This is a genomic window from Reinekea sp. G2M2-21 (genome assembly GCF_015687175.1).
Taxonomy (GTDB): Bacteria; Pseudomonadota; Gammaproteobacteria; order Pseudomonadales; family Natronospirillaceae; genus Reinekea.
Map to the genome: position 1 here is coordinate 363408 of NZ_JADPQG010000004.1, position 15969 is coordinate 379376.

Consider the following 15969-nt stretch of genomic DNA (forward strand, 5'->3'; position numbering starts at 1 on the left):
CTTTTAAACCGTTAAATGGGTTATGAAGACGGGTAAAGATTAAAACCTCCCTGCGTCTCTTGTGTTGGTCGGGGCTTCTCTAATTTCTTCAGAATTTTCTGAATGGCAGTGATGTCCGGTGAGGCCGATTGGTTGTAAAACAGCGACGATTCAAGTTGTTGTAACAACTTAATTTCGTCGTCTGCGAGCCGAGCACTCAATGCATCGTCGTCCAGTTTCTGCGTTCTCAGAAGGCGTAAATATGCTTGATAACACTGCCCCGCCGTGACCGGCTCTGCGTGGCGTTTAGCTGGCGGGTTTACCGAATCCTCTTTTGCGTTCAGCTGTCGTTGCCAACGACGCCACATCACGATAAAGATGACACTGCTTAACAGCCAGCCCATCACGCTGCCAATAGCGAGCCATTGCCATACATTGGATTCCGCCGGTTGTTTTGGTAACGGCGTCATTTGGATATCTTCCAGTACTGGCGTTGGCTGAATAAGCGGGGCCGGTTCTAGTAGTGGCGATTGAGCCTGAGGGTTGGCGTTGATCAAGAAAGTTTTGCCGGGAAGTGTTGCCCATTCCAGAGAGTCGGTGCGCGTATTCCACCAAGGAACTTGCAGGCTGGGTAATGTTTTTGTGCCGGGTTGCAGGAACGACAGCGCCGCCGAATCCAAACGCTGGGTCTCGGTGATTTTGGGTGCGTTTCGGTACAGTTTCACGTCATCGGACAGAGAGTTTTCCAGACCTTTCAAAACATCGGGTAAACGATTCGCGGGAAGACCTTGCGCTGTCATGGTTACCTGCCAGTCGATGTGCTCATTTTGTTCGCTCTCAATGCGGGTGCTCAGGTTATCGGTCAACGTCAGGTCGGACAACGGCAGCCAATACGCACCGGCAGGAAAGTCCGCTGGAATATCACGCACCGTCAGTGCGGGGGTCTCAGCTTTACGGGTGAAGCGAATGAATCGACCTTGCTTCTGGTTCGGGTATTCTGCGGTGAACCGGAAGTCGGGTAGCCGATAGAGGCCCGGTTTTTTCGGTGTCAGCTGATAAGTCCGCAAATACACGTTATAGGTTTGGCCATTCAGCGTTTTGGTAGTCTGGTTTTCAGCCAGCAATGCGGTATCAAAGTCGTCCATGGGTACGTCCGCAATCTTGGCGTCGCGGAATTGAATTTTATAATCCAATTCGAGAGTCAGGGTGATTGGCTGGTCGATATAAGGTTCTTGGCTGCTTAACGTCGCTGTAAAAATAACGGCGTCTTCTGCGAGGTCATCCACCCGCTTGGTCGACTCCAGCACGGTGATGAACATCGGTTGGCTTTGCTCGCCATTGACGCGAAAGTTTGGAATGCCCAGTGTGCCTGATTGCTTGGGTGTCAGACGAAACTGAAAGTCTACTTTGGTGGTGGTTTTACCGTTAATCGATTGTCGGCTTTCCTGACGGAAACTCTGCTCGATAGTAAACAGACTGGCGAGTGCGTCGAGGTCACGTTGGTTCAGTTCACCAATAGGGGACACACTGACGGTGAGCAACAGAGATTCATCGTCATACAATTCTGTGCGATTCACCGTCGCGGTGACCTGTGCTGCACCATGCACGGCTGTCAATAACAGGGCGAACATGAGAAGGAATTGTCTTACCATAGTGTACCGTCCGATTCAGTTGGGTTTTGTTGGTATTGAAACCGGAATTTCTGTTGCAACAAAGAATTGCGGTTCGACTGCAATTGATTCAAGACCGCTTCTGCTTCCTGTTCTGCTCGCATCTGTTGTGGGTCTAACCCCTGCTGGGGTTGTCCAGTTTGTTCATCGGCAGGTTCCGTTGCCGGTGTTTGTTGTTCGGCTTCTTGCGAGGTCTGTTCGTCTTGCGGCGATCCGTTTTGTTGCTCTGTGTCTTGAGCGTCAGCTTCCGACGCTGCGTCCTGTGGCGAAGACGACGAATCCTGCGGGTTCTGTTGTGAGTTTTGCCCGGATTGCGCCTCGGAGTTCTGGTCGCTGCTCTGTTGACCGTTTTCCGTATTGTCGTTTTGTTCTCCGGACTGTTGCTGCGAGCTGTTCTGATTTTGATTGTTCAGATATTCCTCAATTTTGGCTTTGTTCGTTTGCGCCTGAGGATTGTCGGCGAGCGCGATTGCCTGATCATAGGCCTTAATCGCTTCGCGCAATTTGCCAGCATGGGCCAATGCATTGCCCAGATTATAAAAATTGTCTGCATCCTGCTGTTGGGCAAATGCTTCCGCCGCGGCTTCATACTGTTGGCTGTCAAACAGAGCCTGCCCGCGAATGTCGGTACGATCGGTCAATGATAACGCCGCCTCTGAATCCTTGCGTTGCAGAGCTTCGTAGGCTTGTTGCTCTGAATTTTTAAACAGGTCAAAGGCGTATGCCGGTTTGGTTGTAAAACCAAAGCTCAACACCAGAACGGCGATTAGTGACATAGAACGCTGGCGACCAAACATCAGCCACAGTACCAGTACCGGAAACAACAACCAGTAACCAACATCTTTGTTCCCGGTTTGAGTGCTGTCTTGCGCGTCAAGCCTGTTAAAACGATCAGGATTGGGTTGCGCACCCAGGCTGACCGGACTGAATCCCAGCTTCTGACCGTTAGCCAGAATCTGTGAACTGTCTGTTTTAACGATCACCATTTCATTGCCGTTCATCAAGTATCCTTGATTGTTTGGCAAGGGGATGGGACTGCCTGCCGCGGTGCCCAGCGCAACGAGACTGGCTGATTTCACGTCAGGCAAAACATTTTTTAGCGCATCGACTTTGCTGTCTGGAATGTCATCGGTCAGCCACAAAATGTGGGGTTTCGGCTCATTGTTGGTGGTCAAGGTTTTCTGCAGTTGAGCAAAAGCCAGCTCTGGTCGATTGCCAAACTCCGGCATGATATAGGGTGTCAGACTTTGCAGCTGCAGTTCGATGGTCTGCGCGTCGCTGGTTAAGGGTGTCAGGGTGTGAGCAGACGCGGAATAGGTTATAACGCTGGTTTTATCAAACAGGCCGCTTTTCGCCCAATCAATGATCATTCGTTTTGCACGGGTAAGCCGGTCGGGCGAGATATCGGTAGCAGCCATGGATAAGCTGTTATCCAGAATGACATACAGGTTGCCCTGGCTGGCCGTTTTTTGTTGGCTGTTGGAAAAGCCAGGTCCACTTAACGCCAGAATAACCAGCAACAACAAACATGGCAGCCACCAACGCGTGGCAATCCGTGCGGATGTTTTACTGGGGGTAAGGGCAGAGATCAGTGACGGGTCTATTACCTGATGCCATCCGCTGGTGCGTCGATGTCGGAACCACCAGACGCTGATCGGTAACCACAACAGTAACAGCCACAGAAATTCTGGTCGCAGCAATATCATCGTGTTTGGACCCATCGGTTAAACAAAGGAAAAAAGTGTTGTAGGATCAGCAGTAATAGCGCCATGCTCAACGGTAACCAATAGAGTTCCGTAACAACGCGTTGCTGATCCTGGAATTCTTCACTGGGTTCGAGTTGTTCAATCAAGTTGAAAACATCGATCAAATCACTGGTGCTGGTGGCGCGGAAATATTGCCCCTGTGTTTGTTCGGCAATGTCTTTTAACGTTGCTTCATCAATACCACTGCCGCCAAACCCGAGTCGACCGAAGATTGAGTTGCTGCCATCGCTGCCAAAGCCTATGGTGTAAACCTTGATGCCACTCTGCACAGCGACTTGGGTTGCCTGTTCAGGGGTCACGGAACCACTGTTATTTTCACCATCCGACAACAGAATTATCACTTTATCCGGGGAGTCCGATTCTCGTAACTGTTTGACCGCCAGTGCTAAACCATCACCGATGGCAGTGCTGCCTTCGGCCATGCCGGGTCGCAAATCAGCGAGCAATTCTTTAATGGCAAGGGTATCTGGTGTCAGTGGAGATTGAATCTCCGCAAAGCTGCCGAATACCACCAGACCGATGAAATCATTTTTACGGCTTTCGATAAATTCGCCGACAACAGCCTGCACGGCTTGATAGCGTTCAATTGCCCGACCATTCCAGGTCATGTCTCGTTCCAACATGCTTTCGGATAAATCCACTGACAAATACAGGCTGCGACCATTGGTTTCATTGTCGATAGGGTCACCGATCCATTGCGGGCGAATACACGCCAGTATCAGGCTCAGCCAGATCACGGCGGGCAACCATTGGCTCAAACGACGCGATGGTGGCGTTTGTGGAATCTGATGCGCCAGGCTCATTAAAAAAGCGTGCTCCAACGCCCCATCGGTGGATGACTTCTTGGCGGTCGGTAACAGCCAATACAGGGGCAGCAGGGCGAGTAGCCATGGCCACGCAATATTCATGCAGCCCCCTTGCGTAACAGTTGTTCTGTCAAGGCGGAGAGTTCGCTTGAATCCACAGGCGTTGTGTTGGATTTCTGATAGTGGCTGTTTAACCAATCGGGTATACGACCGGTTAAGCTGGCCACGAAGTTTGCTAGTTCAATATCGGTCATCGCCGCGGATTGCCCCGCAGCGTGAATACACAACCAACGGATCAGGCGATGACTTTGTTGCTGTTGTTCGTTGACATCGTTTAGTCGCGACAATCGTTTTAGTTCTCGCTTGACCTGCCGGGACAGACGGGTGCTTCGCCTCCAGTATATCGACGCTCCGATAACCACCAGCGTTGCGAACAGGATAAGCCAGTAGCCGACGGCCAATGGCCACACCGAAGGCTCCGCTGGCAGAATGTTGGGTTCCAAATTGTTCAACAATTCTGTCAGGGCAGGGTCCATTGTCTGATTCACTGGTACAGCGGCCATGATTGCACCTCCCTCCAGTGAAAATTATGGTTGTAATGCTGAATCAATTCGCCCTGATGTTGCCAGCAAAACTGTTTTACCGCCTCGATGTGAGCTTTGAAATAGAGCTGATATTGTTGCTGTAAAGATGGCTCAGAGGTATGTAGCCAAGCGGTTTGCTGTTGGTTTTTCACCGGTAGCGATCCAACATCCGGCAAACGTTCGTCGAAACTGTCCATGGTTTGCAGGCAGGTCACGGTGGCAACGGGTTTCGAGGCAATCGCCTGTTGGTACAAAGGCAGTTGATCGTCGAGGAAATCAGAAATGATCCATAAATTGGGGTGGCCACTCCAGTGCGGTGCCTCCAGTGCCGGTTCTGCGCTGTGATTGAAATTCTGTGCCAGATAGGCGTGGCTCTCTACAATGAGTTTGCAGGCCTGTGCTGCGTGTCGGGCGCTGGCGATTTTTATTTGCCGGTGCCAACCCGGTGTTACGTCTATCAGCAAACGAACCGGATGCTTTAGTTGGTGAAACCGCCATACCAGAAACGCAGCCCAGTGACAGGCAAGAACTGACTTGAAACACACTCGGGTACCAAAGTATTGACGGGCGTTCAATGGCAGCCAAATGACGTGTTCGATATGCCGATCTTCCTGCATCACCCGAACGAAAGGCTCCTGTTTTTTCGCGGTTAGCCGCCAATCTATCTGGCGCACATCGTCGCCGGTTTGATAGTGTTTCATTTCAATGAATTCACGACCCTGACCACGATATTTGGAACGTTGTTCGCCGATTCGACGCGATCGGGATGGTCGCGCATTCAGTTTCTTCAAATCCAACGCGAGGGTCTGAAGTTTCAATAAATCTTCGACCCTGACCTCGGTGCCTTGTATGACGAAATCCTGCATGGTTATCAAGCGACCGGAACGGCGGCCAGTATCGAATCGACCATCGCGTTACCATCGACCCCGTTTGCCTGTGCCGCGAGACTCAACACCAGCCGGTGACCGATAACACGGTGAGCAACACTTTGGACGTGGGCGGGCGTGACATAGTCCATCCCTTGCAACCAGGCAACCGCGCGAGCACAACGGTCCAATGCAATGGTGGCGCGTGGTGAAGCACCATAGAGAATGTAGTCTGCCAGGGTGGAATCAAACAGTTGTGGCTGTCGAGTGGCGTGGATCAACTGCACGATATATTGTTCCACTGCGTCACTGACGTGTATGGCTTCTACGGCATGTCGGGCTTGCAGAATTTCATCGATGCTGATGGATTCATAACCGGGTAGTTCATTGGCCTGTTCTGCGCGAGCCAGACGCAGAATTTTCAATTCGTTATCCGGGCTTGGGTAATCCAGTGAAACCTTCAGTAAAAATCGATCCAGCTGTGCTTCGGGTAAAGGGTAAGTGCCTTCGTGTTCAACTGGGTTTTGCGTCGCCATCACCAGAAATGGCTTGGGCAACGGATAGGTTTGCCCACTGGCCGATACTTGACGTTCTGACATGGCTTCAAGCAAGGCGGACTGCACTTTCGCGGGAGCGCGGTTGATTTCATCGGCGAGCACTAGGTTGGCGAAAATCGGACCTTGTTGAAACTCGAAACGATGCTCTTCCACTCGGTAAATATCCGAACCGGTCACGTCGCTGGGCATGAGGTCTGGCGTAAACTGAATTCGTTTGAATGAGGCGTTGAATCCTTCAGAGAGGGCTTTAATTGCAGTGGTTTTGGCCAATCCCGGAGCGCCTTCAACGAGTAAATGACCGTCGGCCAACAGACCGATAATTAACGATTCAATGAGCTTTTCTTGACCGATAATACGGGCCTGAAGGGCGGTATTTAATGACTTTATCGCTGCGCTGCTGTCCATATTTCTCAACACGTCTGAATCTGGAAAGGAGTGCGAAAACTAACGACAGTTCATCCCAGCTTCAAGTGGGTTTACCGGTTTTTTGCGAACGTCTGGTGTTGAAATCAACGATAAAGAATCGCAAGAGCCGTGCGCTCTTGCGAAAAGTAGAGGATTACTTAGTGATGACAGTATCAATGACGTGAATAACACCGTTGGATGTTTCAATGTCCGTGGCAATCACTTTAGAGCCGTTCACGAAGACTTCGCCACCGCTGACTTTAATGTTTAGCGTTCGGCCGGTTATGGTAGTTGCCTGATAAATACCCACGACGTCTTCGGCCATAAACTTACCTGCCACGACATGTAGGCCCAACACCTTGGTCAAGGCTTCCTTATCGGCTACCAGAGCGTTCAACGTCTCTGCTGGAATTTTAGCAAAGGCGTCATCATTTGGCGCAAATACCGTGAAGGGACCGGCCTCCTTCAATTTATCAACAAGGCCAGCTGCTTGTACTGCGGTGACCAATGTTGTGAAACTTCCGGCACCTACAGCGGTGTCGACGATATCTTTCTGCATGGAATGCCCGGCAGCTTGTGCGGTGTTAAACGCAATGGCGGCGATAGACAGTAGAGTGGTCGCGATGATTTGTGTCAGTTTCATGTTAAGTTTTTCCTGTTGTTGTTAAGTGCCCCTTTGTTACGTGAAGGCTGCGCTCAGCGGATTGTCTGAGAAAATTGAACAAGAACCTCAAAATGTTTTAATAATCTGAATTACACCCTCTTACGTAGGGCGATTTTTAACCAGTTTGGCTATGTACGCAGTGCCTAATCTGTCCAAAGTAAAGGCGAATCAAGCAAGTTATTGATTTGGAACAGTTTATTTGCCGTTTTGCTCTCTTTTGGACCTTGAGGGTGGAGCTAAGCTGCCTGGTAGTTTTCCTACATTTCATACTTTTCCTTTCAGGCTCGGTCATTATGATTCGCCCTCAAGAAATATTTGTTACTTGTGTAAGTCGTCTAGGCTTACAGAGCCAATTTCATACACAAACGGGTGGTATTCACTATGCCGAGTAAAAAGTCAGCGGCCCCTCAGCCGAAATTAACCGTAAAGCAGTTTAAAGAGTCTGTTATCAAGCATTTGCACTCTACTTTAGGCACCTATGAAGAAAAGGCGTCTAAACAGGCTTGGAACCTTGCCGTCGCTGCTGCTGTTAATGAATTTGTCTATGATGGTGTGAGCCGTACACGGAAGACTCACGCCTCTAAAGATGCACGTGCGGTGCATTATCTGTCTCTTGAGTTTCTAATGGGTCGTTTGATGTCCAACAACCTGCAGAACCTGGGCTTATACGAAATTGCTGATGAGGCGATGACTGATCTGGGCCACAGTCTGACCGATATTCTTGAAGAAGAGCCGGATATGGCGTTGGGTAACGGTGGTTTGGGTCGTTTGGCTGCCTGTTTTATCGATTCTATGGCCACGTTGAATCTGCCTGCTGTAGGTTACGGTATTCACTATGAGCACGGTTTGTTCCGTCAGGAATTTTTTAATGGTCGCCAGGTTGAACGCCCAGATGAGTGGCGCGAGTTCGGTTCTGCGTGGGAAATCTGTCGTCCTGAATCGCAACAGACGGTGAAGTTGTACGGTTATGTGGAAACCGTTTATGAAAATGGCGCGTCGCGGAAGGTTTGGCACCCAGGTCGCACATTGCGGGCTATTCCGTGGGATATTCCAATTGTTGGCTATGGCGGTCAAAACGTAAACGTTTTGCGTTTGTGGGAATCCCGTGCGGATAAGTTCTTCGATTGGGATGTATTTAACTCAGGTGGTTACGTGGATGCTTATGCGGAGTCTGTGCAGGCAGAAACGGTATCTAAAGTTCTGTACCCGAACGACGAAACCGAAGCCGGTAAAGAATTGCGTTTGATCCAGCAATACTTCTTCAGTGCAGCTTCTATTGCCGATGTGATGCGCCGCTACAAAACAGCCCATGGCAGCGATTTGAGCAAGTTTGCCGAACTGAACGCGATGCAGTTGAACGATACTCACCCGGCCGTTGCCATCCCTGAAATGATGCGTGTATTAGTTGATGAGGAAGGTTTAACCTGGGATCAGGCGTGGAAAATGACCCGCGCGACGTTTGCTTATACCAACCACACGTTGTTGCCGGAAGCGTTGGAAAAATGGCCTTTGAAATTGATCGAAAAGGTACTGCCACGGCATCTGGAAATTATTTTTGAAATCAATGCTCGGTTCCTGAACGACGAAGTCGAGGCTAAATGGCCAGGTAACGACGAGATCAAGCGTAAGTTGTCGATTATCGAAGAAGGTGGCGCTCAGATGATCCGTATGGGGCACATGTCCGCCATTGGTTCTCACACCGTGAATGGTGTAGCGCAGATTCACTCCGAGTTGGTTAAAACTGACCTATTCCCGGAAATGAATGAGCTGTGGCCAGGTAAGTTTGTCAACGTCACCAACGGCATTACGCCACGTCGTTGGATGAAAGCCTGTAACCCTCGTCTGTCTTCGTTGATTGAGCAGCATATCGATGCTGACTGGCCACGTTATCTGGAAAAACTGGAAGGTCTGAAGCCCTTGGCTGACGATGCGAAATTCCAGAAAGCGTACATGACGGTTAAGAAAGAAAACAAAGAAGACATGGTTAAGATCATTAAAGATCTGACTGGTGTTGAAGTCAGCGCCGACGCCATCTTTGATGTACAGATTAAACGTTTGCACGAATACAAGCGTCAGCATTTGAATCTGTTGCACATCATGGCGTTGTACCGTCGCCTGTTGATTGACCCAAGCTACGATATGCACCCACGTGTATTTATCTTTGGCGCGAAAGCCGCACCAGGCTACAAGCTGGCGAAGGAAATTATTTTCGCGATCAATAAAGTGGCGGAAAAAATCAATAACGACGCGCGCATCAACGACAAGTTGAAAGTGGTCTTCCTGCCAAATTACCGAGTGTCTCTGGCAGAAAAATTAATTCCGGCTGCCGATGTTTCTGAGCAGATTTCTTTGGCCGGTAAAGAAGCCTCCGGTACGGGTAACATGAAAATGGCTCTGAATGGTGCGATCACCATCGGAACCATGGATGGTGCTAACATCGAAATTGCGGAAGAAGCGGGTCGTGAAAACGTGGTTATCTTCGGTATGGAAGTCGACGATGTGGTCGCTCTGGAGAAGAAGGGCTATAACCCAGGCGATTTCTACCGCGGCAATGATGAGTTGAAAGCCGTACTGGATTGGCTGGACGGCGATTTCTTTACGCCGGGCGAACCTGGTTTGTTGAGTGAAGTGAAGCGCAACCTGGTTGAATCTGATCCATTCATGGTGTTGCCAGACTTTGAAGCTTACTCCGAAGCGCATAAGCGTATCGATGCCTTATATCGAGACGAGAAAGCCTGGGCACGTGCGGCGATCATTAATACCGCGAGTTTGGCTAAGTTTAACTCCGACCGCTCAATTGCGGACTATGCAGACTACATTTGGCATATGAAGGGTGTACCTGCTGCGGCAAAATAGTGGTAAGAGACTCATAAGATAAGGGTGCCCATTGGCACCCTTTTTTATGTCTTAATAGCTCTTAGCGGATCAGAAATAGAACGACTGAGTCTTCTTAAATGGAAGATTTCTGTGTGGGAATCTGGCGCGATCTGTTCCTTAATCTGCACGACCGATATAAGCACGAATGGCGGATATTTTGGCTTCATCGTTAAACTGAATCACATCCGTTACATACAGTATTTCCGTATGATTGACGACAATCTTCAGCTCGCCGGCAACCCCACTGTCTGACGCATAGGTCTGCAATACGTCGATGGAAATCGTTTGGGCGTTAGCAAAATTTATGGCGGTTTCCTGAAGTGCCCGGTCTTTTCCGGAAACGGAAATTTTCCAATCGCGCAGTAAAATATCGTCGGCAAACATTTCGCCTATAGCGTCGATATCTTTCGCGGCATAGGCACTAATATAATCGGTAAACAGTTTTTGCAGCATGGTCGCTCCCGGCGCTCTCAATGGTTTAAGAAAATGGCCGGGCAGCTTAGCGAAACCGGATAATCGATAACAGTGGTTCACGCGAGCATCCTGACAACGGCTGTCGCGGAACTATTCGCGTACTTCCATGTATTTTTTGGCCCACTCCCGATTTTCTTCCAGTGTTGAGTAACGCGTTGAAAGCTCTGAGGCATTTAATGGGCTGGCTTCTACATGGCGCTGTTCGCGCAGGCAATCGTATGTGGCTTTAATAGCCGCAAAGTACGCCGCATGACCATTGACGACAATACGTACACCATTATTTGCCAAGCGTTGACGATCACTTAATTCCGGATTGTCATAGGCGACCAGCATCAACGGAACGCTGACATGCTGGCTGATGGCTTCGAGATGATCAAAGTCTCGAATGCCCACCATGCATATTCCGTCAGCGCCACTGGCTTGATAGGCTTTTACCCGTTTAACCGTGTCTTCAATACTGAGTTGGCCTGCGTTGGTTCTGGCGATGATCGCCATGGTAGGGTCGATGCGCGCTTCCAGTGCCGCTTCGATTTTGCCGATAGCTTCATCCAGGGGGATTAGATCGGTTGATTTGTGGCCAAATTTCGCCGGTAACAGTGTGTCTTCCAATGTCAGTGCGGCCACGCCCGCTCGTTCCAGTTCGACAACCGTACGCATGACATTGAGTGCATTGCCATAGCCGTGATCGGCATCTGCGATAATCGGCAGACGCGCTACCCGACCAATACGCATGGCTTGTTCAGCAAACTCACTGAGGGTGATCAACGCAAAATCGGGCGCCGCCAGCACCTGCAGTGACGCGACAGAGCCGCCGAGAATTCCCACTTCAAACCCGAGATCTGCTGCTATTCTAGCGGACATCGGGTCAAATGTTGACGCCGTGTAATAGCACTGATTACTGTCGAGTAAGGCGCGGAAATCTTTGCGCAGATCGTGTTGGGATGGCGTTGCCATGCAGACTCCTTGGTTATTTGGTCGTCGAAATGAGGTCGCTGGAGTATATCCGGCTGGTCACAATCTTGTCCTCCTTCCGGGGAAAGGGTGTTTTCAGAAACACGACTTCATTGGCTGCGAATCGGACCGCAGAGGCCATGGATGGGTTACTGTTGCCACCGGCGATTGGCAGATATGAATCGATTTCTCAAATTCTATGGTGGTGAATGGCCTGTTAGCTCGGCATGATCGGCGTGGGCATTGGGCAATGGCGTTCTATGACCTGTGCAATATCCAGGCAGATATCTTCTCGCCACCAAGGTGCCATGATCTGGATTCCGGTGGGTATGCCATCGGCCACACCGGTGGGCAGGGCGATTGCAGGAAAACCAAGAATGTTGGCCGGTGTGACCGTCGCCGTAGTATCGCGCAACAGCGGAATGCCGTAAATCGGATCCAGATCCGCATCGACAGGCCAGGGCAGTTGCGTCCAGGTTGGCGTTAGCAGGCAAGGCGTACGCTCGAATAGTGCGGTCCATAACGATTGCAAATGGGATCTGCGATCCAGCAGTTGCTCACGGGTTTGTGACGTATCAAAGGCGCGCACCATGTCAGCCAGGAACAGGTGGACCGGACGCGACAGTACTGGTTGCAGCGTGCGTATCGTGTGCTGAAGGTCTGTGGCCAGCAGGTCTCCCCAGAGGTTATTCACCGCATTCAGTTGAGGCAGTTCAACAGACTCAACTTCGTAGCCTGCGTCCGTCAGCAGGGTGGCGACTCGCTCAATGTCGTATTGTGTGACCGAGGGTAGCGTCACGCCCGGGACTGCAGACACCAAGCCGACTTTGTGTTGGTAGGCTGGACCGGTCAACGGCTGGTCCTGTGTCCGGGCATCGCCCGGATGGTGACCGGATATGACATGAAACAGCGTGCGCAGATCGGCAACGGAACGGGCCATAGGACCTTCCACTTGCATGACTTCCATCGCCAACCCCATGTCTTTGGGGCCGGTCGAACGCACAGTCGGCATCCGGCCTACGGTCGGTTTCAGAGCTGCAACTCCGCAACAGTATGCTGGGTTGCGCAGTGAACCACCGGTATCATTGCCCAGCCCCACCGGTGTCATGCCGGTGGCAATGGCAACCGCATCACCACCGCTGGAGCCTCCAGGAGTCAGGTATTCATTCCAAGGGTTAAGTGTGGCGCCGAACAACGGATTATCCGTACACAGTCGCATGGCCAGTTCCGGCAGGTTGGTGCGGGCAATCGGAATCGCGCCGGCGGCGATCAACCGGTCGACTATGGGCGCGTTCGCAAATGGCATTGTGGACGCGAACGCCGGTATGCCCTGATGAGTCGGGCTGCCATACAGATCGATATTGCCTTTTACGGTAAACGGAACGCCAGCTAAAGGTTTACACTCAGGATTGGCATCCATGGCAGTAGCCATAGACAGAGCCGACTCAGACAAGGTGTGGGTGATTGCATTGACCTGTGGGTTTATCCGTTCAATTCGCTTCAGGTGCGCATCTATAATGTCGACACATTTCAATTGCCGAGCGTTGACTGCAGCCGCAATCTGCGAAGCGTCTAAATGGGTGGGATCGGGCAAGTCAGTTGTTCCTCAGAATAATGGTCATCTACTTCAGGGTACAGAATTTCGGTTATTTCAAGGTGAGTTCTGCAGTAACTATTCAATATCTTGGCAAAGAACTTAAGGGCATCTCTAAAAAGTCCGTCAATCTCTGCGCGTGTGCTAACAACGTGCAAAACAAGGCAAACACTGAAGGGAATGACGAGTCCTTTTCAAAGTGTTTAACGATGTGTTGTGCGTTGTTAGCCCGCGCCCTGCGGGGAGTTAAGAACGAACTTATGGCATTGTTGGAAATTCTTAACTTAGCCCGCTAGGTTTGCAAATTTTCGCCTCGCCCGACCCGTCGGACCGCTAATCCCGTTCTAAAATCCAGAGTCAGATGGACTTTCTAGAGATGCCCTTAACAAAGAGATTTGCCATTTTAGCGCAGGGCTTGGGTCATTTATCTGACCATACCGACGTGATTTGAATTAATCAGAGGTGCTTAGGTCTTCGCGATGTTTGTAGTGCTGTCGGTCAGTCTTTTTTCTGTTTTTCATCGAATACTTTTTTTGCGCTGGCCCAAGGGTTGTCATCGTTCAGAGGTACGTCGGATGAGCGGGGTGCTCGTGGTTTTTCTGTACGGCTGTTCACATGGCGTCTTGGTTTGTCTTCCGCGCGAGCGCCGTATTTTTCTTTATTAGGTTTTCGTGCTGACGCAGGACGGGTATCGGATGAGCGTTCTGCGCGCGCATCCTGGCGAGGGTGCCGGGCTCTGTCTTTTGCCTGTTGTGCCTTTAGCGCCTGTTCTGCCAACAGTTCATCCAGATCAAAAATAATCGGATCTCTGGGTTTCTGATGCGCTGGAATAATACGATCGCGCGGTGGGAGCTCATATTGTTTGGCATCCGGGCGGGGCAGGTTTTTGTATTTATACAGGTAGAATATCTCCAGTTTCTGGCGAGCCCATTCCGTTTTTTTCAGAAATTTAACACTGCCTTTTATGGACGGATTAAGTTTAAAACAATTGAAATTCAATGCGGCAGCCAGAATCTCGAAGCCATAAAAATCCACCAGTTCGGTGACCAGCGCTTCCAGCTTGAGGCCATGCAGTGGGTTGTTGAAGTATTGTTCAGTCATAAGGATCCTGTACTGCTGAGAGTTGCAATGCGTATGTACGTCATCAGTTTAGCGGACATACCCATTTTCGCTTGTACGGAGAGTGCTCACCGAGGTTTAACCGCAGTTGATGCTGCTCCACAAAATGTAAGGGCCACCGACGCCCGCGTCTACCAGTTCTTTGTGATACTTACCACAGCCCCCCAGTTTAACGGCCGGTGTCTTGTCCGCATGGGTGACACCGGTTTTGGCTTCAATCCGGTCCAATACATCAAACACGGAGTCGGTTAGCTCGATATGACCGCCTGCCGGGCCGATGAATTTTCGACCGGTTAACTGACCTTTTTTGATTTCTTCAAAATAAGCCGCACCGGCGGTTAAGCTGCCGCCTTTTGGGTCTTCCATGCCGCCACGGGGGGCAACCGCCATGAAGCCTTCATCCACCAGTGTGATCAGCTCTTCGAGTGTTTTATCCCCAGGTGTGAAATAAGTGTTGGTCTGTCGGGTCATCAGCGGTCGTCGCCAGCTTTCTCGTTTGCCATTAGCCGTGCGTGGCGCGTTTAATTCGAGCGCCGAGGTCAGGTCGGTCATCGGCGTCGACAGATAGCCCTGGGCCAAAATAGTTTGCGGCCGTGCCAACTGTCCTTCGTTGTCAAAAAAATAGCTGCCGTTACAGCCAGCCTGTTGGCCTTCCATGCTGAATATCGCCGGGTTATTCATGATGGTGGCGTGTTCGTTGCCAACACGTGTTTTGTTGGCGTGCAGGTCTCTGGCGATGCTGCGTCCTTTCATCCAGGTATCCCCTTCCTGAGTATGACCAAACGCTTCGTGCGCGATCACCCCAGAAATAGCCGGACCGGTAATAACTTTGTATCGCCCCGGTTTTATTTTTTCAGCGCAAGACAATTCCTGTGGCACAACGGCCATGTCGTTAAAGTCGGCTTCATCCATGTCTATCAATTCCAGTGTCCCAAGGCCACCTTTGGTCACTCGCAACGATTGCCCGGTTGTGGTGACACCGCCACCGCCGATAACACTTATAGGCAGAGCTTGAGACATGGTTTTTTCACGATCGACGAAAATATTGTAGGTCATTCGGAAACGAGCCATCAGCTGAACGTCGGCTAGGCAGCTGGCACCGTTCAATTGGGGGTTAACCTGATTGGCCAGAGCGAGGGCTTGATCCCGATACGCGTGCACGCGTTGCAGTAAATCTGCAATGGTGATTTTTTCTGGGTCCATGGTGCATGAAGGAGCAAAGTGCGCAGGTGTATCCTGGGTCGCGTGCGGCGGAATCTGTTGCTCGAGTTCAGTTGGCAGACCTTCCGCGAGTTCCTGATGCCAAGTGGTAGGTAAATACGATTTTTGCTGGGCTTGCGGATGTTTAGCGTCGACAGTTCGGCGCAGTTCTGCCGCCAGTTCCTGAATAGCCTCCTCTTTGAGGTTGTTACTGGCGGATTCGTACTGCACGCCGTCGCACAGAATCCGTAACACGATGCCCTTGTCTTTGCTTTCGCTGGTGTTAACGGTCCGTCCGGCTTCGACAACATAGGAAAGTTTCTCTTCGTACCAAGCAAACGCATAGAGTTCGCTGCTGCGCCCGGATTCCATCGATTGCTGACATTGCTTCAAAACTTTTTGTAACTGTTGCAGCCGAACCGGTAATTCTGGATGAAAGAGTGTGGTTGTGCTCATC

At 50.7% G+C, this 15969-nt stretch carries 13 protein-coding genes; 1 reads left to right on the forward strand and 12 read right to left on the reverse strand.

Translation table 11 applies throughout. The annotated features are described in order from the left end of the window. Positions 1–20: 20 nt before the first annotated feature. The 7 genes from IYN85_RS16805 to IYN85_RS16835 all read right to left on the reverse strand — a co-directional run bounded on the left by IYN85_RS16805 (position 21) and on the right by IYN85_RS16835 (position 7276). Complete coding sequence (locus tag IYN85_RS16805; RefSeq protein ID WP_196160074.1) at positions 21–1631, reverse strand: BatD family protein; 1611 nt, start codon at positions 1629–1631, stop codon at positions 21–23. Beyond that, complete coding sequence (locus tag IYN85_RS16810) at positions 1625–3355, reverse strand: VWA domain-containing protein (protein WP_196160075.1); 1731 nt, start codon at positions 3353–3355, stop codon at positions 1625–1627. Before IYN85_RS16810 ends, IYN85_RS16805 begins: the two co-directional genes overlap by 7 nt. Further along, positions 3352–4323, reverse strand: coding sequence for a VWA domain-containing protein (locus IYN85_RS16815; protein ID WP_196160076.1), 972 nt, complete (start codon positions 4321–4323; stop codon positions 3352–3354). Before IYN85_RS16815 ends, IYN85_RS16810 begins: the two co-directional genes overlap by 4 nt. Further along, positions 4320–4784 carry a DUF4381 domain-containing protein gene (locus IYN85_RS16820; protein WP_196160077.1) on the reverse strand — a complete coding sequence of 155 codons (465 nt, stop codon included), beginning with the start codon at positions 4782–4784 and terminating at the stop codon, positions 4320–4322. Before IYN85_RS16820 ends, IYN85_RS16815 begins: the two co-directional genes overlap by 4 nt. Beyond that, positions 4766–5623, reverse strand: coding sequence for a DUF58 domain-containing protein (locus IYN85_RS16825; RefSeq protein WP_196160078.1), 858 nt, complete (start codon positions 5621–5623; stop codon positions 4766–4768). Before IYN85_RS16825 ends, IYN85_RS16820 begins: the two co-directional genes overlap by 19 nt. A gap of 53 nt (positions 5624–5676) precedes the next feature. Beyond that, on the reverse strand, positions 5677–6633 hold the full coding sequence (locus tag IYN85_RS16830; protein WP_196160172.1) for a MoxR family ATPase: 957 nt from the start codon (positions 6631–6633) through the stop codon (positions 5677–5679). 154 nt (positions 6634–6787) lie between these two features. Further along, positions 6788–7276, reverse strand: coding sequence for a fasciclin domain-containing protein (locus tag IYN85_RS16835; RefSeq protein ID WP_196160079.1), 489 nt, complete (start codon positions 7274–7276; stop codon positions 6788–6790). Positions 7277–7678: 402 nt separating this feature from the next. Between IYN85_RS16835 and IYN85_RS16840 the strand changes: the two genes are divergently transcribed. After that, complete coding sequence (locus tag IYN85_RS16840) at positions 7679–10153, forward strand: glycogen/starch/alpha-glucan phosphorylase (protein WP_196160080.1); 2475 nt, start codon at positions 7679–7681, stop codon at positions 10151–10153. 138 nt (positions 10154–10291) lie between these two features. On the opposite strand, the gene IYN85_RS16845 is transcribed toward IYN85_RS16840, so the two are convergent. The 5 genes from IYN85_RS16845 to IYN85_RS16865 form a co-directional block, all read right to left on the reverse strand. Beyond that, the gene (locus IYN85_RS16845; RefSeq protein WP_196160081.1) at positions 10292–10627 is read right to left on the reverse strand and encodes a nuclear transport factor 2 family protein; all 336 of its coding nucleotides are present in this window, start codon (positions 10625–10627) and stop codon (positions 10292–10294) included. Positions 10628–10738: 111 nt separating this feature from the next. After that, positions 10739–11602, reverse strand: a complete 864-nt coding sequence (locus IYN85_RS16850) for an oxaloacetate decarboxylase (protein ID WP_196160082.1) — start codon at positions 11600–11602, stop codon at positions 10739–10741. Between the two features lie 214 nt (positions 11603–11816). After that, the gene (locus tag IYN85_RS16855) at positions 11817–13193 is read right to left on the reverse strand and encodes an amidase (protein WP_196160083.1); all 1377 of its coding nucleotides are present in this window, start codon (positions 13191–13193) and stop codon (positions 11817–11819) included. 498 nt (positions 13194–13691) lie between these two features. Next, on the reverse strand, positions 13692–14294 hold the full coding sequence (locus IYN85_RS16860) for a VF530 family DNA-binding protein (RefSeq protein ID WP_196160084.1): 603 nt from the start codon (positions 14292–14294) through the stop codon (positions 13692–13694). 96 nt (positions 14295–14390) lie between these two features. Further along, a complete protein-coding gene (locus tag IYN85_RS16865) occupies positions 14391–15968 on the reverse strand; it encodes a TldD/PmbA family protein (RefSeq protein ID WP_196160085.1) in 1578 nt (525 codons plus the stop codon). Position 15969 lies beyond the last annotated feature (1 nt).